The sequence below is a fragment of the Clostridium sp. CTA-5 genome, from assembly GCF_054768135.1.
On sequence record NZ_BAAAAT010000004.1, the window covers coordinates 180,439 to 199,856 of the forward strand.

Sequence of the window (19,418 nt, forward strand, 5' to 3'; positions counted from 1 at the left end):
GAATGCAGTATTTTAACACAAATAAAGCCTTAATCTTAGTTAAAAGTAAATTCTACCTAAGATTAAGGCTTTATTATCTTATTTTACAGGGTGTAGTTTAATAGAACTTGATTTAATAGGCAAATAGTGTTTGTTTGATACAATAGGAAAATCATCATCTTTACATATAGTTTCCTGAATTAAATAAAATTTATCTTCAGATGAAATTGTATGTTTTTTTGCTGCAAAATTTCCGGAAGTTGAATATTTTATTTCAGTTAATACATTATTAGCTAATTCATAAATATCATTTTCTAAAAAATTTAGAACTTCATTATTATTGTTTAAATTAATATTAAGTTTTGATATGGTTTCAATTGGTATTAAAGTGAATGTGTAAGCTATAGTAGTCCCTTTAGCTTTGTACCATCTATCAATTAATACAACTGCAGCGGTCTTTTTTATCAAAATTTGATTAAAATAGTCTGTTGAAGGCTCTATACGAAGTGCAATTTCAACATCATTAATTGTTTCATCTATACATTTATAAACAGGATGACCTATTTTCTCTAAACCATCTAATTTGTTAGTTTTAGATTTAACTATAAAATTACCTTTTCCGCGAATGTTTTTAACTAAACCGTCATCTTGTAATAAGGCAAGAGCTTGTCTTAAAGTTGTTCTACTAACCCCTATAAATTTAGCTAATTCAGGTTCGGTTGGTAATCTACTTCCTTCAGGAAATGTTCCTTCATTTATCATTTTAAAGAGTTTGTTGTATACAGTAACATATCTCAACTCTTTTGGTTTCTGAATTAAATCAATATCATTCATAAAATATCACCTTTCATATATATATCGTATACTTGCTTGTATACTGACTTAATTTACTATTTTAAACTACAATTTTAAAAGTTCCTATGTTTTAAGTGAATGTTAGTATTTTAAAACATAGTCTTAAAATCAAAGTGTTATTATCTTTAATTAAGGAATAATTAATTAAAGAAATGAAAAAATATATTTATAAGCGTTGTATTAGGTTGTTAATAAAAATAGAAATCGTTATCTTTAAATGAGTAAAAAGGTTATTTAATAGTAACTAAAATATAAGTTTGTATATTAAATCATTCTTTATTATATAGAACTAGAGGTAGTAAACTTGTTAGTTCTAGGATAAAACGATTTCTATATAATTATAATACTAGTATAAACATATTTTAGACAAGTATACAAGTTAAAAATAATATTAATGTCTATATTTTATTATTATAACCTCATTTAAATGATATGGCTAATTAAATAATTAAAAAAATAGGTACAAATATTTAATATGTTGTTAATAGTTAATTCTAAATCACACTAGAATCAAAGGGATAAGCCTGTTTGGAGGAGGTATATAAAATGATATTATAGGTGGTATAAATTTCATGAAAACGCTTGACATACCAAGAATATACATGCTATTATTTAGAAGTAGACAACAATACAACTTAATAGACAACATAATGAATGTGATTTATATATTGTCTATGGGATGTTTTTTTAAGAGGTTTGTAACCGTATTCTAATAACGGTTATACTTATCAGAGTATTAAATAAAAATAAATGTACATAATAAATTTGGAGGGATTAATATGAATTATTCACAAGGTTCAGGCAAACAATATCATATAGATGTGGCAGAAGGAGAAGTTGGTAAATATGTAATTTTACCAGGAGATCCTAAAAGATGCGAGAAAATTGCAGCATATTTTGATAATGCTGAATTAGTTGCTGACAAAAGAGAGTATGTTACTTATACAGGATATTTAGATGGAGTTAAAGTAAGCGTTACCTCAACAGGAATTGGTGGTCCATCAGCTGCTATAGCATTAGAAGAATTAGTGAAGTGTGGAGCAGATACTTTTATTAGAGTAGGTACATGTGGTGGAATGGATATTGATGTTAAAGGTGGAGATATGGTTATAGCCACTGGAGCAATTAGAATGGAAGGAACTAGTAAAGAATATGCACCAATAGAATTCCCGGCTGTTGCTAATCTTGATGTAGTAAATTCACTAGTACAAGCTTCTAAAACATTAAAACAAGAATATCATGCTGGAGTTGTACAATGTAAAGATTCATTTTATGGTCAACATTCACCAGAAACAAAACCTGTTAGTTATGAACTAATGGATAAATGGAATGCATGGTTAAGATGTGGATGCCTTGCATCAGAAATGGAATCAGCTGCTTTATTTATAGTAGCAAGTTATTTAAAAGTACGTGTGGGTTCAGTATTTTTAGCAATCGCTAACCAAGAACGTGAAAAAGCTGGTTTAGAAAATCAACAAGTTCATGATACAGATGCAGCAATAAAAGTTGCAATAGAAGGAATTAGAAACTTAATAAAAGCTGACAAAGAAGATAATAAATAGTTATCAAATTAAGAAAATTTCATGATTGATGTCTTATTAATTAGTATGATATTTTAGAGGGTTATTAAAATATAATATGTTTAAATTATTAGAATTTAATTGTGAAATTTTCTGGTATAAAAATCATGTTCAAACGGTATGAGATTTTATGAAGATAATTTAATACTATCACAAAAGACGGGAGAAGAGGCATGAGCATAATTATAAATTTAATAGGAATAATTTTGGTAATAGGGTTAATGTATTTTTTATCTTCAGACAGAAAAAGTATTCCACATAAAACTATAATAAAAGCGATTGGTATACAATTTGTAGTTGCATTTTTATTAGTAAAATTTCCGTTAGGAAGAACAATAGTTTTAAAAGTTTCTGATGTAGTTACTCAAGTACTTGATTACGGAAAAGAAGGTATTGGATTCTTATTTGGAAGTATTGGAAATTCATCAGCGCCAACAGGAATGATATTTGCAATTCAAGTATTAGGAAATATTATTTTTATTTCTGCATTAGTTGCTGCATTATATTATTTAGGAATATTAGGATTTATAGTAAAGATTATAGGAAAAGCAATTGGTAAGATTTTAGGAACAACTCAAGTTGAAAGCTTTGTAGCTGTTGCTAACATGTTTTTAGGACAAACCGAAAGCCCAATATTAGTAAGTAAATATTTAAATAGAATGACTGATAGTGAAATCATAGTTGTACTAGTATCAGGAATGGGAAGTATGTCAGCTACTATAATAGGTGGCTATACAGGACTTGGAATTCCGATGGAATATTTATTAATAGCAAGTGCTATGGTACCAATGGGAAGTATTGCAATATCAAAATTATTATTACCTGAAAAAGAGGAAACTCAATTGATTGAAAATGTAAGTATGGATAATAAAGGGAACAATGAAAACCTTATCTCTGCTATTTCAGAAGGTGCTATGAATGGTTTCCAAACAGCAGTAGCAATAGGAACTTCATTACTTGCAATTATATCTTTAGTAGCATTAGTTAATGGTATTCTTGGGATTTTTGGGATAACTCTACAACAAATTTTCTCTTATATATTTGCACCACTTGGATTCTTTATGGGACTACAAGGTTCAGAAATACTTACAGCAGGTCAATTATTAGGAAGTAAGTTAGTTTTAAATGAGTTTGTTGCATTCCAAGATTTAGGGCAAATAATTACTACTTTAAATCATAGAACAGCTTTAGTACTTACTATATCACTTTGTGGATTTGCAAATATTTCTAGTATGGGAGTTTGTATTTCAGGTATTGCAGCATTATGTCCAGAAAAAAGAAATACTCTTGCTAGATTAGCTTTTAAAGCTATGATAGGTGGATTTGCTGTTAGTGTTTTAAGTGCAATGATTGTAGGACTTATTACTTTAATATAAGTTATAAATACAAATAATGAATATTATTTAAGATTGATATAAACATAAAAAGTTAGGGAATTTAATACATAAAATTGAATCTATAATGAAAAATAAATAAAATATTAATGAAGTTAGCTTTAATATATATTGCTAATGTAAGAAAGGATTAAATAAGTATGAAAAAGTATAATAGAATTTTTACAATTGTAATAGACTCACTAGGAGTAGGAGCTATGACAGATTCAAAACAATATGGAGATGAAGGCGTAGATACTCTTGGGCATATAGCAGAATCAGTAGAAAGTTTTAAAATTCCCAATCTACAAAAATTAGGAATGGCTAATTTACACCCTATAAAAAATGTAGATAGTATTGAAAAACCTTTAGCTCATTACATGAAAATGGGTGAAGCGAGTGTTGGAAAAGATACAATGACTGGACACTGGGAAATGATGGGTTTAAGAATTGATACTCCATTTAAGACATTTACAGATACAGGTTTTCCACAAGAACTATTAGATGAATTGATAAAGAGAACTGGTCACAATATAGTTGGAAATAAAAGTGCTAGTGGTACTGAAATTCTAGATGAACTTGGTGAACATCAAATGAAGACAGGTGACATGATAGTGTATACTTCTGCAGATTCTGTTTTACAAATTTGTGGTCATGAAGAAACCTTTGGATTAGATGAACTTTATCGTTGTTGTGAAATTGCAAGAGAAATTACTCTTAAAGACGAATGGAAAGTTGGAAGAATAATTGCAAGACCATATTTAGGAGAGAAAAAAGGAGAGTTTAAGCGTACAAGTAATAGACATGATTATGCTTTAAAACCATATGGAAAAACTGCCCTTAATGCATTAAAAGATAATGGATTTGATGTGATATCAGTTGGGAAAATAAATGACATATTTGATGGTGAAGGTATTACAGAATCAAATAAATCAAAAAGTTCTGTTCATGGAATGGAACAAACATTAGAAATAATGGATAAAGATTTTAAAGGATTATGTTTTGTTAATTTAGTTGATTTTGATGCTTTATGGGGTCATAGAAGAAATCCAGTTGGTTATGCTGAAGAGTTAGAAAAATTTGATATTAACTTAGGAAAAGTAATAGATAAGTTAAAAGAAGATGATTTATTAATAATAACAGCTGACCATGGAAATGATCCAACATATAGAGGTACTGATCATACACGTGAATTTGTTCCATTCTTAGCTTATTCACCATCTATGAAAGAAAATGGATTAATGGAAACAGCTAAAAGCTTTGCTACAATTGGTGCAACAATAGCTGATAACTTTGAATTAAATATGCCTGAAAATACAATTGGAGAATCAGTATTAGAAAAACTTATTTAATTATATTAATCATAAATATAATATTTTATTTATTATCAAATTATTATTGAAGTCTACTTAAATGGACTTCAATAATAATTCTATAGTACAAATAGTACAAATTGAAAAGATTGGTTGGTGAATATATAAATGAATAAAGTAAATTTAGTTTCTACATTAAAAGAAGTTAAAAAAGATATTATAGAAATGATCTATGAAGCAAAATCAGGACATCCAGGTGGATCATTATCTTGTTCAGAAATAATAACATATTTATATAATGAAAAGATGAATGTTGATGTTAAAAATCCAAAAGATGCAAATAGAGATAGATTTGTTTTAAGTAAAGGTCATGCAGCTCCAGCTCTTTACGCTGTATTAGCTGAAAAAGGATATTTTCCTAAAGAAGAATTAAAAAGTTTAAGAAAAACAGGAGCACTTCTTCAAGGACATCCAGATTCTAAACATGTTCCAGGAGTTGATGTTTCAACAGGTTCATTAGGACAAGGAATATCGAATGCAGTTGGAATGGCATTAGGACTTAAAACACAAAAAAATGATGCTAAAGTGTATGTACTTTTAGGAGACGGAGAATTACAAGAAGGATTAGTTTGGGAAGCTTCAATGGCAGCAGCTCATTATAAATTAAATAATTTAGTTGCTATAATTGATAACAATGGTCTTCAAATTGATGGTAAGAATGAAGATGTAATGGGAATTTCTCCTTTAGACAAGAAATTTGAAAGCTTTGGATGGAATGTTGTTCTTTGTGAAGATGGTAATGATTTTGATAAGATACATGAAGCATTCCTAAAGGTTGATGGATGCAAAGATAAACCGAGTGTAATTATTGCTAAAACTGTAAAAGGTAAAGGCGTTAGCTTTATGGAAAACCAAGCAGGATGGCATGGTCAAGCACCTAATGAAGAACAAAAAAATAAAGCATTAAGTGAACTTGAAAGATAGGAGGAATTTTAAAAATGGGTAAGGCAACAAGAGAATCATATGGAATGGCATTAGTTGAACTTGGACATGAAAATGATAAGGTTGTAGTTTTAGATGCAGACCTTTCAAAATCAACAAAAACTAATGGATTTAAAGAAGAATTTAAAGATAGATTTTTTAATGCAGGAATAGCAGAACAAAACTTAATGGGAATGGCTGCAGGATTCGCTAATGTAGGAAATATACCTTTTGCAAGCACATTCGCTGTTTTTGCTACTGGAAGAGCTTTTGAAGTAATAAGAAATTCAATCTGTTACCCAAAAGTTAATGTAAAGATAGCTGCAACTCATGCAGGAATTACAGTTGGAGAAGATGGTGGATCACATCAATCAGTTGAAGATATAGCACTTATGACTTCACTTCCAAACATGACAGTAATAGTACCAGCAGACCATAGAGAAGCAATGGCAGCAACAAAGGCAGCGGCTGCATTTGAAGGCCCTGTTTATTTGAGATTTGGAAGATGTAATACAGAAGATATATTTGGTGATGATTACAAATTTGAAATCGGAAAAGGTACTGAGGTAAGGGAAGGAAATGATATTACTATTATTGCTACAGGAATGATGGTTCAAAAAGCAATTGAAGCTTCAAAAGACTTAGAATCACAAGGAATTAAGGCAAGAGTAATAAATATTTCAACTATAAAACCAATAGATAGAGAGATAATTTTAAAAGCTGCTAAGGAAACTAAAGGAATAGTTACTGCAGAAGAGCATTCAATTATAGGTGGACTTGGAGCAATGGTTTCTCAAGTTGTATGTGGTGAATGTCCTACATTAATTAAGATGGTTGGAATTAAAGATACATTTGGTGAATCTGGAACTCCAGATGAACTTATGGAAAAATACAATTTAACTAGTAAAGCGATTATAGAAGAAGTTAAATCAATATTAAAATAATTTTAATTAAGAATATAAAAAAAGAGTTGTTATTATAGTATAAAGCTTATTGACAGAATTGAAATAGGAAATTGACTGATATGCATTCGCTGAATGAGTTTAGAAGCAAAATATAAAATGTACTCTGTAAAAGTTTGTAATACCAAATATAAAATTTGGATTCTCACTTGAGAGTTCTAAAAAGTAAATTCCAATGTCAGTTCGCACTTATACTATAATATTAACACTATATTAAAATATATATTAGCCAAAACAAGATAAGCGGAGGTAGAAAAATGAGTATTCATATTAATGCACCAGAAGGTGCTATAGCAGAAAGTGTATTATTACCAGGAGACCCTTTAAGAGCTAAATTTATAGCTGAAACATTTTTAGAAGATGTGGTTTGTTATAACGAAGTAAGAGGAATGTATGGATTTACAGGAACATATAAAGGAAAAAGAATTTCAGTTCAAGGAACAGGAATGGGTATACCATCAATGTCTATATATGCTACTGAACTAATTGAAAGCTATGGAGTTAAAAATCTTATAAGAGTTGGAACATGCGGTGGATATCATGAAAGAGTTAAAATAAGAGATCTTATAATTGCAATGTCAACTTGTACAGATTCAAATCTTAACTTAGTAAGATTCCAAGGAAGAACATTTGCACCAACAGCAAGTTTTGATTTATTAAAACCAGCTTATGATATAGCAGTACAAAAGGGATTTGAACCTAAAGTGGGAAGCGTATACAGTTCAGACATATTCTATGGTGATGATGATGAAGATTGGAAGAAATGGGCTAACTTTGGTTGCCTAGGAGTAGAAATGGAAAGTGCAGCATTATATACAATTGCAGCTAAATATGGAGTTAATGCATTAACATTACTTACAGTAAGTGATCACTTTATAACAAAAGAAGTTACAAGTGCAGAAGAAAGACAAACAACATTTAAAGCAATGATGGAAGTTGCACTTGATACAATTGCTAGCCTATAATATAGAAATTTAAATTTTATAAGATAAAAAAGGACTATTTTTAAAATAGTCCTTTTTTATGTTAACAATAAATTGAAATGTGGCATAGCAAGTTTTTTATATGTACTAAAAATTATTTTGGATAATATTTAAAAAATTTTGAATTATAATTTTTAAGTATAAAGTTTTCTAAACAAGAATTATTTAAATCGTTTTGTATATTAAATTCACAACCATAGTAATATAAATTGTTTTGTTCATATTTCCGTTTGGTAGATGTTTCTATAGATATAACGTTGTCATCTATAGGTAATTCAATAAGAAAATTTATATTTTTAGGTATATTTAATGGTGATTCTAATAATATACCATTAATACTTAGATTTTTGCTTGTCATTAAAATTGGTTTTGATAAAGTAATAGCCTCTTTTGATTTTTTACGTATCTTATTTATCTGTAATGGAATATTTACAATGATTCTATTACTATCTCTTCTATTATTAGAAAATAGATATTTTACATCATTAATTATTATAGTCTTTTCAAATATATTACCAATAATACCACTATATATTGAAACTCCATCATCTTTATCAAAAATATTAATAAAAATTTCTTCATTAATTTTTAATTCAGTTTTTTCATCAGCAAATATAGTTAAAGTATTATTTCGAAGTTTATCTACTATTCCATTAGTTGATATTTTATCATCAATAGAAGTTATTTTTACTAAAGAATATTTAAGCATATATTAGTCTATTAAAATTTAGACTGTACCCCCTTTAAATTATATTTTTCATTAGTTAAAAAATATATATTTTTAATAAATTAGTTATATTTATAATACAAAAATTAAAATTATATATTATAAATATAAAATTTTCAATATAATAATAATCTTTCCATTATAATATTCGTATTAACTTTTAAGAACATTAACCTTAATAAAGGTAAAATATGATATTTTTAAAAAAATGATAAAAAAATAAAAAAAAGACAATAAAAATGATTAAAAAAAACTAAATTAATAAATAACATATAGTAAAATAAGTAAAAATAATTTAAAAAAATAAGTAAAATTTACTTATAATAACATTTCTGTATGTAATTAAATCGGATTTGTTGTAAAATTACTATGTATAGAAATAAATAATGTTAGAAGAAGGTGATTTTATGAATAATAATTTACCGTTTTTTAGGTATGTGGGGGATATAAGTAAGTTATCTCATTATATAATAAAAGAATTTCTAAATAATAAAGAAATAGCTATAGATGCGACCTTAGGTAATGGATATGATACAGACTTTCTCTCAAATAATTTTAATACTGTATATGCTTTTGAAATTCAAAAGTGTGCATGTGATGATTATATAAAAATGAAAAAAGATAATGTGAAAGTTATAAACGATTCTCATCATCTTATAAAAGAGTATATATTTGAATCAGTAGACTGTATCATGTATAATTTAGGTTTTTTACCTGGAGGGAATAAAAGTATTACAACTCAAAATGCAACTTCATTAAAGAGTATTAAAGATGGATTAGAGATTTTAAATTATGGTGGGATAATGACTATTTGTATTTATAGGGGACATGAAGAAGGAAAGATAGAGGAATCTTGTATTATATCATATCTTAAATCATTACCAAAGAATCAATATGGAGTAATGTTACATAGTTTTTTAAATAGAAGTGAAGATGCACCAATTCTTGTAGTAGTAGAAAAAAAATAAGTTCTAATAGAACCAAATTTAAATATCTATTGGCTTAAAGGCTAAAATCCTAGCATTGTTTTAAAAACCTAGTGTTTAATAAAATTAAACACTAGGTTTTATAAGTGAATTATAGATTATAGTATACATAATTTATAATTCTAGTATTAGATTTTAAGTTAGTTTAAAAATGAGAATCTATTTCTTTTCTTCTAATTTTCTTTAAATCTTTTAATCTTAAATTAGTTTTCTCCATTATGGTATCAAAAGATTCACCATCGAGCATCATCTTTCTAGCCATATCTTGTGCCGCCGTTTTATTTAAGTTACTCATTTAATAACCTCCTATAAATTTTACTAACATTTATATTTTGTACTTAAAAACATAAAATATTCATTAATATTATTAAGTATTTTACTTAAGGAGCATTAGTGAGTAAATAGTACTTAACGTTCTAAAAATCAAATCTATTAACTTTAAATAACCCCATATCTTCAACTGTTCCTTTTTTATATAGTTTACTTAGCATCATCCCCCTAAGTAGAGCAAATAAAATTCTATTGATAATTTTAACGCAAAAAGTCCTTAGGAGACTTTTTAAACAATTTCTTAAATGCACGTAAAAAACTAGAATAATCATTAAACCCACACTGTATAGATGCTTTTACAATAGGTTCTCCATTTACTATAAGGTCTTTTACCATAAGTAATCTTTTTTGAAGTATATAATTATGCAATGTGTATCCAGTTTCTTTTTTAAATTTATGCATAAGATAGTATTTACTAATATAAAAATTTTCAGATATAGATTCAATGGAAAGATTTTTAGACAAATTATTGTTTATATATTTTAAAATATTTTCAATCTGTTTATCGTATTTTAGAGATTCATTATCATTTATATACATATTACCAAGATATATTCTATTTAAATATATAATTAACTGGATAAACAATGAATTACTTAAAAGTTTACTACCAAATTCAGATGAATCTAAAGAGGACTCGAGAGAGCCTATTAACAATTTAATATTATTTTGAATTTTAGCTTCAAGTCTTATAAGATTGAAGCTTTTTTTATTTGCTAATTTAAAACATTCAGAAAGATCACAGTTTTCATAATTATGATTCTTAATAAAGTTAGAATTAGCCCAAATAATTATTCGTTCATAAGTTTCTGAAGAATCAATAATAGGTCTATGAACATCATGGTTGTTTACAAGTAAAATGTCCCATGGTTTCAGATGATAAGCTTTTCCTTCAATTAAGTAGGTTACTTTTCCAGATAGAAATATAATTATCTTATTAAAATCATGGTAATGGAATTCAAATTCTTGATTTTTTTTATCTTTTATATGAAATAATTTAAAGTCACTATGTAAATATCCTGATTTGTTATTAGAATGAATATTACTCATTTAAATTTTACCTTTCTATATATGGTTATGATTACATATATGTTGTAATCATAATTTTTCAATATTTTGTTGAAGATTTAAAGTTGTAATGTATATAATTTTTTTATTTTAGTTAAAGAACTTTATTTTTATTATGATATAGATATTGTAAATAATATAAACAATCATATAGCACTTTTTACAATATATCAAGCAATATATGCACTATTTATAGTTAAAATTTTGCATATAATGATACTATAAAGAAAAATCTGGTTCAAGATGATTTTTTAGGTTAACTAATCAATGGAGGAATAGAAATGAAATTACGTGAAGTAGTAAAAGATATTGATTATATATTAGTAAATGGAAATTTGGATGTTGAGATTAATAATATAAGTTATGATTCAAGAAGAGTAACAGAAAATTCACTATTTGTATGTATAAAGGGAAATTGCACAGATGGTCATAATTTTATAAAAGAAGCTATTAAAGGAGGAGCAATTGCTGTAGTAGTAGAAGAGGAAATTGAACTTAAAAATAAAGATATTGTAGTAATACATGTTAAAAATGCAAGAAAAGCATTAGCTTATATGTCTAATTCATTTTATAAAAATCCATCTAAAGAGGTTGAATTGGTAGGCGTAACAGGAACAAACGGAAAAACTACCGTTATACATTATATAAGAGATATACTTGAGGGATATGGCAAAAGAACTGGTATAATAGGAACTTTAGGATATGAACTTGATGGGTGCGATGTAAATATAGAAAAAAACAACCCAACAACGCCAGAAGCTTTAGAATTACAGGCAGTATTAAGAGAATTTATTAATAATGAAGCTAAAAGTGTTGTTATGGAAGTTACATCATCAGCATTATCAAAAAATAGAGTAGATTATTGTGATTTTAATGTTGGTGTATTTACAAACTTATCTCAAGACCATTTAGAAGAACATGGAACAATGGAAGCATATAAAAATGAAAAAATGAAGTTATTTCATAAGTGTAAAATCGGAGTAATTAATTTAGATGATAAAATATCACAAGAACTTATAGAAAAAGCAAGTTGTGAAATTTTAACTTATGGAATAAGTAATACAGCAGATATTAGAGCAACTCAAGTAAGATATAATAATGATTCAGTAAGTTTTATCGTTAATTTTAAGAATATTATTAGAAAAATAAAAGTTGATTCACCAGGAAAATTTACAGTTTATAATGTTCTAGCAACAATAGGTGCATGTTATGCCTTAGGAATAGATATTGAGAAAATTTTAAATTTAATAGGCAATCTTAAAAGAGTATCGGGAAGAATTGAAAGTGTAAAAAACAGTTTAAATAAAAATATAATAGTTGATTATGCACATACACCAGATGCATTAGAAAAGCTACTTGTTATGGCAAAGGATATAACTAAAGGAAAGATTATTGTGGTATTTGGATGTGGTGGAGATAGAGATAGAACAAAGCGTCCTTTAATGGGAATGGTTGTTGGAGAATTTGCAAATTATACAATAATAACTTCAGACAATCCTAGGACAGAAGATCCAAATAAAATTATTAATGATATAGAAGAAGGTATGAAAGCTATAAATGTTTCCTATGAAAGAATTGTTGATAGAAGAGAAGCAATAGAAAAAGCAGTAGAAATTTTAGAAGATGATGATTTACTTATAATAGCTGGAAAAGGACATGAAGATTATCAAATTATAGGAAATACAAAAATACATTTTGATGATAGAGAAGTAGTAAAAGAAATTTTAGAAAAGGCTATGTAAAAATTATTCAATAGAGGAGGGATAGAATTTGAAGTTTTTAAGAAATTATAAATCATCATTAATTTTATTAATATCAATTTTATTAGGTGGATGTATTGGTTTAGTAATGGGGGAAAAGGCTAGTATATTAGCACCATTTGGAAATTTATTTTTAAATTTAATATTTACAATATTAATTCCAGTAGTATTTTTTAGTATCTCATCTGCAATAGCCAATATGGAGAATTCAAGAAAATTAGGAAATATCTTAGGGGCTACAGTGATTGTGTTTGGAATAACTGCTATTATTTCAGGGATATTAGGAGTAATAAGTTTTAAGATATTTAATCCAACCATTGGACTAGAACCATCAATGTTTAATAATTTAATGAATACTAGCGATATTAAGGTAAGTGACAGTATAGGGATTTTAGATAAAATAGTTTCAAGTATTACAGTAAAAGATTTTTCAGAACTTTTATTTAGAAGTAATTTATTAGCCCTTATAATATTTTCTATAATCATAGGATTTGCAACTATGCTTTCTAAAGAGCAAGGAGAAAGTTTTAGAAAGTTTTTAAACAGTGGATCAACTGTAACAATGAAAGCAATAAATATAATAATGTATTATGCACCAATAGGATTAGGAGCATATTTTGCAAATATAGTAGGCCAATTAGGAAGTCAAATATTAAGTGGTTATTTAAAAGTATTTTTATTATATTTAGGAGTTTCTATAGTATATTTTGTAATGTTTTTTAGCTTATATGCTTATATAGCAGGAAGAAAAAAAGGAGTAAAATTATTTTGGAAAAATGCAACTGAACCATCAGTAACAGCTTTAGCAACTTGTTCAAGTGCGGCATGTATTCCTGTGAATATAAAAGCGGCTAAAAACATGGGCGTATCTGATATGTTAGCTAATATAGTAATGCCAATAGGGGTTAATATTCATAAAGATGGATCTGTTATCGGAGGAATATTTAAGATAATGTTTTTATTTGCTATTTTTGGACGTGAAATGAATAGCATAAGTTCATTAATAACCATATTAGTTTCAGGATTATTAATTGGAGCAGTTGTTGGAGCTATACCAGGAGGAGGAGCAATCGGTGAAATGCTTATTTTAAGTATATTTGGTTTTCCACAAGAATCACTAGCAATAATGCTTGTAATAGCTACAATAATTGATGCACCAGCAACTTTATTAAATTCAACAGGAAATACAGTATGTACAATGATAATTTCTCGATTTACAGAAAAGGCATCTAATTAAAATTTAAGTAGACAAATGTGAATTAAGAATTTTAAAAGTAAATAATAAAAATATGAATGTATTCAACAAAAATATTAGAAATGTTTTAAAATATAAAAATAATAATGATTATTAGTAGAGAGCATTAAAGAAGAAAAGATCTTTTGCTCTCTATTTATATTGTGTTAAAATTAGTGTAGTATAAAAGTATAAGTTAATAAGAATAAATTGTATAATATTGTAAATAAGGGGAGATACCTATGAAAAAAGAGTTTAATATGGATGAATTTTTGATAAAGTATCCACATGCAAAAGATGAAATAGAAAAGTATAATATTGATGTTAAGAAGATAGAAGATATATATTATGACTATATTGATTATAAAAACTCGTATGATAATCAAGCAGAGTTTATAGCCAGTATATTAAGATCACAAAATGTTATACATTCAGTTAAATCAAGAATTAAGGAGCCAGAAAGATTAATAGAAAAAGTTATAAGAAAAACAGGAGAAAGAAAAGAAAAATATGGTAAAGAATTTGAATTCACAGTAGATAACTATAAAAATGAGATAAATGATTTAATTGGAATAAGGGTTATTCATATATTTAAGGAACAATGGAAAGAAATACATGAATTTATAATAAATACTTGGAAAGTAATAGAAATAACAGCTAATGTTAGAGATGGAGATAATATTGAAAAATTTGAGGATCTTGATATTGAAGTAAGGTCAAGAGCTTCAGGATATCGTTCAGTACACTATTTAGTTGAGTTTTATCCAACAAATGAAAAAGTGATTGCAGAAATACAAGTTAGAACAATATTTGAAGAAGGGTATGGGGAGATAGATCATAGATTAAGATATTCACATAATGAAATCCCAGAGATATTAAAATCTAATTTGCTATTATTTAATAGAATCATCGGAAGTGCGGATGAAATGGCATCTTTAGTTAATAATCTTAGCAAAGAATGGTGTGAAAAAGAGGTTAATTATAAAAAGATAATAGAAGAACAAGAGAATGAAATAAATAGATTAAAAAATAAAATGACGTGGATAGATGTTGAGTAATTTTACATAAAAAAGGTAAGAGTTTTTAGCTCTTACCTTTTTTATGTTAGTTTAGATTCTTTACTTATAAATATACCAGCTATAAAGCAAATTATGGTAAGAAATATAAGGGAATAAAACATATTATGTACTCCGCTAAAGAATGCTTCTTTTATCTGAATAGAAGAGGCTTCAGAAGAGTAGATATTATCAGCTGTTACTCCAGAGATATCTAAATCAGTAAAATAAGAAGCTATACTAGAATTTACTAAGCCACCAAAAATAGTAACACCAATAGTTTGTCCAAGTGTACGGATTAATGCGTTAGTTGAAGTGGCAGCACCTCTTTTTTCATATGAAGCATCATTTTGAATAAGTATAGTTAATGTATTAAGTGAACCACCAAAACCTGCTCCCATGATAAATACTATAAATATTAAATAAATTAAAGGCGTATTTGGAGTAATAAATCTAAGAAGAATAGCAGTTAATCCTAAAATTAATATAGAACTTAGTATTACTTTTTTCTCTCCAAATTTTTTAAATAGTTTAACTAATACAAATGAACTAAAAAGCCAAGTTAAAGACATTGGAGCCATAGAAACTCCAGAAATTTTAGCGCTATAGTTTAAAACATTTTGTGTATATAAAGGTGTATACGCTTCTATTCCCATTAATATAGCAGATATAAAAAATGATATAATATTTATTAACACTGTATCCTTAGAGAATATATCAAATGGAACTACAGGCTCTTCACATTTATTTTCAATAAAGTAGAAAATAATAAGGGAGATTATAGCACATACAATATATATAACTCTTATAGGATTAGATGAAGTAAATAAGCATAGTAATATTGAAACTATAGATATAGTTAAAAATAATGAACCAAGATAATCTATTTTAGGATTAGTATTTAATACTTGTTCATCAAGATTTTTATTAAGAAGTAATATAGATATAATACCAAAAGGTATATTAATAAAGAATATCCAATGCCAAGATAAATAATCTATAAAGAATCCTCCGATGAATGGTCCAAGTAAACTAGAGACTCCCCAAACAGTACTTAAACATCCTTGAACTTTAGAACGTTCTTCTAAAGTAAATATATCTCCAACGATAGTAAAGGTTATTGTTAAAATAGAACCAGCACCTAAACCTTGTATAGCTCTAAATATTATTAATTGAAGCATACTTTGAGAAAAGCCACATAAAAAGCTTCCTATTAAGAATAGTACTATACCAATTGAAAGCATTTTTTTTCTACCATATAAATCAGACAGCTTTCCATAGATAGGTGTTGATACTGCTGAAGTTAAAAGATAAGAAGAAAAAACTAAGCTTATAAGATCATAGCCATGTAGACTTTTAGCTATAGTAGGCATAGCTGTTGTTACAACAGTTCCTTCAAATGCAGCAAGGAACATAGCAACCATAATTGCTATAATTATATTACGTTTTTTATTGTGCATTAAAAATAAAACTCCTTTCATTATAAAAAATAAAATAGCTCAGGCTATTAAATAATACACCAAAATGTGCTTGTAATACAACAGTATAAAGAAAAGCTTTCATAAATATTAAAAAATATATATGATAAAGCAAATTAGATTTAATAATATGGCGTTTAGTATATATGTTATAATTTATTTAAAATAGAAAAAATATATTTTAATATGAATAAGAAAATATAATGATAAGAATAGAGCTATTGAAATGCTTGGTGAAGCCACAAAATTAAATCATGGTAAATGTAAACAACATTATGAATATGTAACATTAGTTGGTGAAAATATAGAAAAACATTGTAAAGGGTTAAAGAGTGAAAAAACTTATATTTTAGGATTGACTTGATATATAGATAAATGTATAATTATGGTATAAATTATTTGGAAGGAGTGATGTCTTATGATGAATTTAAAAATAACAACAAAATTAAGCATGGCTCCCGGCATGTCTTATTAGAAAACAAGTACTGTAATATTTTTGTGATGATTAACCCGGGAGAAATCAGTATTTCACCTGGGTATTTTTATGCCCAAATTTAAAATAAAAGGAGCATAATTAGTATGAATGAAAACAAATTATTGAATACCACACTAGAAATTTTAGATAAACAAGGTGCAGAGTTAGCGTATAATTATCTATTACAAAATCAAAATAGTGTTATAGTTTCAAATAAGTCGCAAATTTATAACTTCTTATATTGTCTTGCCGCTGTCACTGGTAAAAAAGAAGAAGCATTGTCTTGGATTGAGGAAGCTATAATAGTAAATAAATATTGGTATCGTCCAGAAGTATTTGATGATAGCGATTTAGACATTCTTATTGGAGAAGAACGTTTCGAACGTTGCAAGTCAACTTCTAAGGAAAGATATTTAACTGCTAAAAAAACAGCAGAAACTATATGTACTTGGACTAATAAGAGTAGTAATAATATTATTCTTGCTTTACATGGAAATCAACAAAATATACAAACGAGTGAAATATATTGGGAATTTATGAAGAAAAATGGTTATCAGGTTGAATATATACAATCCTGTGAACTTGATTCTTATGAATTATACCGTTGGGAAGACAATGGAAGTGGAGATTGTCAGCTTAAAAATGTGTGTAGTGAAATTAATTGGGATAATTACGATACACGAATTTTGGCTGGATTTTCATCTGGATGTAATGTGATTTTAAAGACAATTCTAGAGAATAAAGTTGTCTGTGATTATATATTTTTGCAATCACCATGGATTCCTATTATAAATGAAGGATTAGATATTATTCTTGAAACTTTAAAACAGAAAGAAATTAAAATACTAATGATATGCGGTGATTGTGATGAAGATTGTACTCCATTAGCTCAAAGGTTTCATCAAAAGGCTATAGAGAAAAAAATTAATATTAATACTATATGGATAAAAGGTCTATCACACGATTTCCCAGATAACTTTCAAGACATTGTGAATGAATATATAAATAAAAAATTAAATAATTTTTATTAAGAAATATGAGCACAATTTAAAAAGAGGAATGGTTATTATTAAGTTTTAGGGGGAGAATCTATGATAGAATTACGAAAAATAACAGAGGATAATTTTGATGAATGTATTAAATTAGAACCCAAAGAAGAACAAAAAGGTTATGTTGCAAGTAATATATGTAGTCTTGCACAAGCGTATGTTGCTTTGTCAAATAATGAATGTGTTATGACTTACAGTATTTATGAAAATGATATTATGGTTGGTTTTATAATGTTATCATATGATGAAGGTGATGAGAAGGCTTATTGGATATGTAGATTAATGATTGATAAACAATATCAAGGCAATGGTTACGGCAAGAAAGCTATGACAAAGGCAATTGAAGTTATTAGAACATTTCCATGTGGAAAAGCTTCAGTAGTTTACCTTTCTTATGAACCAGAGAATGTGGTAGCAAAGACACTTTATGCATCTATGGGTTTTATGGAAACAGGTAAAGTCGAAGACTGTGAATTGGTAGCAAAACTAATATTGTAGAAATAAAATAATAGTATTTGATAATGTCAATTATTGCTTATCGGTAAGCAAATAATAATTGGGGTGGAATAATGAGAATTAAAAAAATTTTAACTAATAAAAAACAGTTTCTTGATTTATTGTTATTAGCAGATGAACAAGAAGATATGATTGATAGATATCTAGAAGATGGAGAAATGTTTGCATTATATGATGATGATTTAAAAAGTATTTGTGTTGTAGTACAAAAAGATAGTCAAATATGTGAGTTGAAGAATTTGGCTACATATGAAAAATATCAAGGTAAAGGATATGGTAAAGCACTTGTAAAATATATTTTTGATTATTATAAAGATAAATGTAAAACAATGATTGTTGGTACTGGTGAAAGTAATTTAACAATTCCTTTTTATGAGAAGTGTGGATTTTGTATATCACATAGAGTTAAAAATTTTTTTATAGATAACTACGATCACCCCATTTTTGAAGATGGTGTACAACTTATAGATATGATTTATTTAAAAATAGATTTAGAAAAAATGAAAATATAGAACAAGAAATATAAAAACAACTGGTATTTTTATGTTGTCAATTTAGATGATATAAAAATATCAGTTTTTTATTTTAAGCATTATTGTAGTTTTGAACAACTTTATTACAGAATTATTTATGAACTGGATAAATTATGATGGATAAGGTTATAATTTGATTGGAGAAAATTTCAAATGCTATTAGCAGTTATCTACTATTCAA

The 19,418-nt window shown here is 26.9% G+C and carries 19 protein-coding genes; 14 read left to right on the forward strand and 5 right to left on the reverse strand.

Translation table 11 applies throughout. The annotated features are described in order from the left end of the window. Positions 1–78: 78 nt before the first annotated feature. Positions 79–813, reverse strand: a complete 735-nt coding sequence (locus ACYUET_RS10435; RefSeq protein WP_460279382.1) for a GntR family transcriptional regulator — start codon at positions 811–813, stop codon at positions 79–81. An 800-nt stretch (positions 814–1,613) separates the two neighbouring features. Between ACYUET_RS10435 and udp the strand changes: the two genes are divergently transcribed. From udp to deoD, 6 genes are all read left to right on the forward strand, one after another. Further along, the gene (gene udp, locus ACYUET_RS10440) at positions 1,614–2,396 is read left to right on the forward strand and encodes a uridine phosphorylase (protein WP_460279384.1); all 783 of its coding nucleotides are present in this window, start codon (positions 1,614–1,616) and stop codon (positions 2,394–2,396) included. Between the two features lie 191 nt (positions 2,397–2,587). Then, the gene (locus ACYUET_RS10445; RefSeq protein WP_460279386.1) at positions 2,588–3,790 is read left to right on the forward strand and encodes a NupC/NupG family nucleoside CNT transporter; all 1,203 of its coding nucleotides are present in this window, start codon (positions 2,588–2,590) and stop codon (positions 3,788–3,790) included. 158 nt (positions 3,791–3,948) lie between these two features. After that, the gene (locus tag ACYUET_RS10450) at positions 3,949–5,139 is read left to right on the forward strand and encodes a phosphopentomutase (RefSeq protein ID WP_460279387.1); all 1,191 of its coding nucleotides are present in this window, start codon (positions 3,949–3,951) and stop codon (positions 5,137–5,139) included. A gap of 129 nt (positions 5,140–5,268) precedes the next feature. Then, positions 5,269–6,084, forward strand: coding sequence for a transketolase (locus tag ACYUET_RS10455; RefSeq protein WP_460279389.1), 816 nt, complete (start codon positions 5,269–5,271; stop codon positions 6,082–6,084). Between the two features lie 14 nt (positions 6,085–6,098). Beyond that, positions 6,099–7,025 (forward strand): transketolase family protein, encoded by a 927-nt coding sequence (locus tag ACYUET_RS10460; RefSeq protein ID WP_460279391.1) that lies wholly within the window; start codon positions 6,099–6,101, stop codon positions 7,023–7,025. A gap of 275 nt (positions 7,026–7,300) precedes the next feature. Beyond that, a complete protein-coding gene (deoD, locus tag ACYUET_RS10465; RefSeq protein ID WP_460279393.1) occupies positions 7,301–8,008 on the forward strand; it encodes a purine-nucleoside phosphorylase in 708 nt (235 codons plus the stop codon). Positions 8,009–8,120: 112 nt separating this feature from the next. Here the strand turns inward: deoD and ACYUET_RS10470 are convergent, their stop codons facing one another. Further along, positions 8,121–8,735: a PilZ domain-containing protein gene (locus ACYUET_RS10470; RefSeq protein WP_460279395.1), complete on the reverse strand. Its 615-nt coding sequence runs from the start codon at positions 8,733–8,735 to the stop codon at positions 8,121–8,123. Positions 8,736–9,160: 425 nt separating this feature from the next. Between ACYUET_RS10470 and mnmM the strand changes: the two genes are divergently transcribed. Continuing rightward, positions 9,161–9,721 (forward strand): tRNA 5-(aminomethyl)-2-thiouridylate-methyltransferase MnmM, encoded by a 561-nt coding sequence (gene mnmM, locus ACYUET_RS10475; protein ID WP_460279396.1) that lies wholly within the window; start codon positions 9,161–9,163, stop codon positions 9,719–9,721. Positions 9,722–9,884: 163 nt separating this feature from the next. Here the strand turns inward: mnmM and ACYUET_RS10480 are convergent, their stop codons facing one another. Both ACYUET_RS10480 and ACYUET_RS10485 read right to left on the reverse strand, forming a co-directional pair. Continuing rightward, on the reverse strand, positions 9,885–10,034 hold the full coding sequence (locus ACYUET_RS10480) for a hypothetical protein (protein WP_460279398.1): 150 nt from the start codon (positions 10,032–10,034) through the stop codon (positions 9,885–9,887). A 236-nt stretch (positions 10,035–10,270) separates the two neighbouring features. After that, on the reverse strand, positions 10,271–11,119 hold the full coding sequence (locus ACYUET_RS10485) for an AraC family transcriptional regulator (RefSeq protein WP_460279399.1): 849 nt from the start codon (positions 11,117–11,119) through the stop codon (positions 10,271–10,273). Positions 11,120–11,418: 299 nt separating this feature from the next. Here ACYUET_RS10485 and ACYUET_RS10490 point away from each other — a divergent pair, with 299 nt between their 5' ends. The 3 genes from ACYUET_RS10490 (at position 11,419) to ACYUET_RS10500 (ending at position 15,189) form a co-directional block, all read left to right on the forward strand. Beyond that, positions 11,419–12,879, forward strand: a complete 1,461-nt coding sequence (locus tag ACYUET_RS10490; RefSeq protein WP_460279401.1) for a UDP-N-acetylmuramoyl-L-alanyl-D-glutamate--2,6-diaminopimelate ligase — start codon at positions 11,419–11,421, stop codon at positions 12,877–12,879. A gap of 28 nt (positions 12,880–12,907) precedes the next feature. Then, complete coding sequence (locus ACYUET_RS10495) at positions 12,908–14,134, forward strand: dicarboxylate/amino acid:cation symporter (RefSeq protein WP_460279403.1); 1,227 nt, start codon at positions 12,908–12,910, stop codon at positions 14,132–14,134. A gap of 239 nt (positions 14,135–14,373) precedes the next feature. Further along, positions 14,374–15,189 carry a RelA/SpoT domain-containing protein gene (locus tag ACYUET_RS10500; RefSeq protein ID WP_460279405.1) on the forward strand — a complete coding sequence of 272 codons (816 nt, stop codon included), beginning with the start codon at positions 14,374–14,376 and terminating at the stop codon, positions 15,187–15,189. 41 nt (positions 15,190–15,230) lie between these two features. On the opposite strand, the gene ACYUET_RS10505 is transcribed toward ACYUET_RS10500, so the two are convergent. Then, entirely contained in the window at positions 15,231–16,646 is a 1,416-nt protein-coding gene (locus ACYUET_RS10505; RefSeq protein WP_460279407.1) for an MDR family MFS transporter, read from the reverse strand. Between the two features lie 244 nt (positions 16,647–16,890). On the opposite strand from ACYUET_RS10505, the gene ACYUET_RS10510 reads away from it, so the two are divergent. The 4 genes from ACYUET_RS10510 to ACYUET_RS10525 all read left to right on the forward strand — a co-directional run bounded on the left by ACYUET_RS10510 (position 16,891) and on the right by ACYUET_RS10525 (position 19,216). Then, positions 16,891–17,028 (forward strand): hypothetical protein, encoded by a 138-nt coding sequence (locus ACYUET_RS10510; protein ID WP_460279409.1) that lies wholly within the window; start codon positions 16,891–16,893, stop codon positions 17,026–17,028. Between the two features lie 215 nt (positions 17,029–17,243). After that, positions 17,244–18,170 (forward strand): alpha/beta hydrolase, encoded by a 927-nt coding sequence (locus ACYUET_RS10515; RefSeq protein ID WP_460279410.1) that lies wholly within the window; start codon positions 17,244–17,246, stop codon positions 18,168–18,170. A gap of 60 nt (positions 18,171–18,230) precedes the next feature. Then, entirely contained in the window at positions 18,231–18,686 is a 456-nt protein-coding gene (locus ACYUET_RS10520; RefSeq protein ID WP_460279412.1) for a GNAT family N-acetyltransferase, read from the forward strand. 71 nt (positions 18,687–18,757) lie between these two features. Further along, positions 18,758–19,216: a GNAT family N-acetyltransferase gene (locus tag ACYUET_RS10525; protein WP_460279414.1), complete on the forward strand. Its 459-nt coding sequence runs from the start codon at positions 18,758–18,760 to the stop codon at positions 19,214–19,216. Positions 19,217–19,418 lie beyond the last annotated feature (202 nt).

What these genes read in the sequence shown, in the direction of transcription:
- ACYUET_RS10435 (WP_460279382.1), bottom strand. Translation starts at nt 813, where the DNA reads ATGAATGATATTGATTTAATTCAGAAACCAAAAGAGTTGAGATATGTT.
- udp (WP_460279384.1), top strand. Translation starts at nt 1,614, where the DNA reads ATGAATTATTCACAAGGTTCAGGCAAACAATATCATATAGATGTGGCA.
- ACYUET_RS10445 (WP_460279386.1), top strand. Translation starts at nt 2,588, where the DNA reads ATGAGCATAATTATAAATTTAATAGGAATAATTTTGGTAATAGGGTTA.
- ACYUET_RS10450 (WP_460279387.1), top strand. Translation starts at nt 3,949, where the DNA reads ATGAAAAAGTATAATAGAATTTTTACAATTGTAATAGACTCACTAGGA.
- ACYUET_RS10455 (WP_460279389.1), top strand. Translation starts at nt 5,269, where the DNA reads ATGAATAAAGTAAATTTAGTTTCTACATTAAAAGAAGTTAAAAAAGAT.
- ACYUET_RS10460 (WP_460279391.1), top strand. Translation starts at nt 6,099, where the DNA reads ATGGGTAAGGCAACAAGAGAATCATATGGAATGGCATTAGTTGAACTT.
- deoD (WP_460279393.1), top strand. Translation starts at nt 7,301, where the DNA reads ATGAGTATTCATATTAATGCACCAGAAGGTGCTATAGCAGAAAGTGTA.
- ACYUET_RS10470 (WP_460279395.1), bottom strand. Translation starts at nt 8,735, where the DNA reads ATGCTTAAATATTCTTTAGTAAAAATAACTTCTATTGATGATAAAATA.
- mnmM (WP_460279396.1), top strand. Translation starts at nt 9,161, where the DNA reads ATGAATAATAATTTACCGTTTTTTAGGTATGTGGGGGATATAAGTAAG.
- ACYUET_RS10480 (WP_460279398.1), bottom strand. Translation starts at nt 10,034, where the DNA reads ATGAGTAACTTAAATAAAACGGCGGCACAAGATATGGCTAGAAAGATG.
- ACYUET_RS10485 (WP_460279399.1), bottom strand. Translation starts at nt 11,119, where the DNA reads ATGAGTAATATTCATTCTAATAACAAATCAGGATATTTACATAGTGAC.
- ACYUET_RS10490 (WP_460279401.1), top strand. Translation starts at nt 11,419, where the DNA reads ATGAAATTACGTGAAGTAGTAAAAGATATTGATTATATATTAGTAAAT.
- ACYUET_RS10500 (WP_460279405.1), top strand. Translation starts at nt 14,374, where the DNA reads ATGAAAAAAGAGTTTAATATGGATGAATTTTTGATAAAGTATCCACAT.
- ACYUET_RS10505 (WP_460279407.1), bottom strand. Translation starts at nt 16,646, where the DNA reads ATGCACAATAAAAAACGTAATATAATTATAGCAATTATGGTTGCTATG.
- ACYUET_RS10510 (WP_460279409.1), top strand. Translation starts at nt 16,891, where the DNA reads ATGCTTGGTGAAGCCACAAAATTAAATCATGGTAAATGTAAACAACAT.
- ACYUET_RS10515 (WP_460279410.1), top strand. Translation starts at nt 17,244, where the DNA reads ATGAATGAAAACAAATTATTGAATACCACACTAGAAATTTTAGATAAA.
- ACYUET_RS10520 (WP_460279412.1), top strand. Translation starts at nt 18,231, where the DNA reads ATGATAGAATTACGAAAAATAACAGAGGATAATTTTGATGAATGTATT.
- ACYUET_RS10525 (WP_460279414.1), top strand. Translation starts at nt 18,758, where the DNA reads ATGAGAATTAAAAAAATTTTAACTAATAAAAAACAGTTTCTTGATTTA.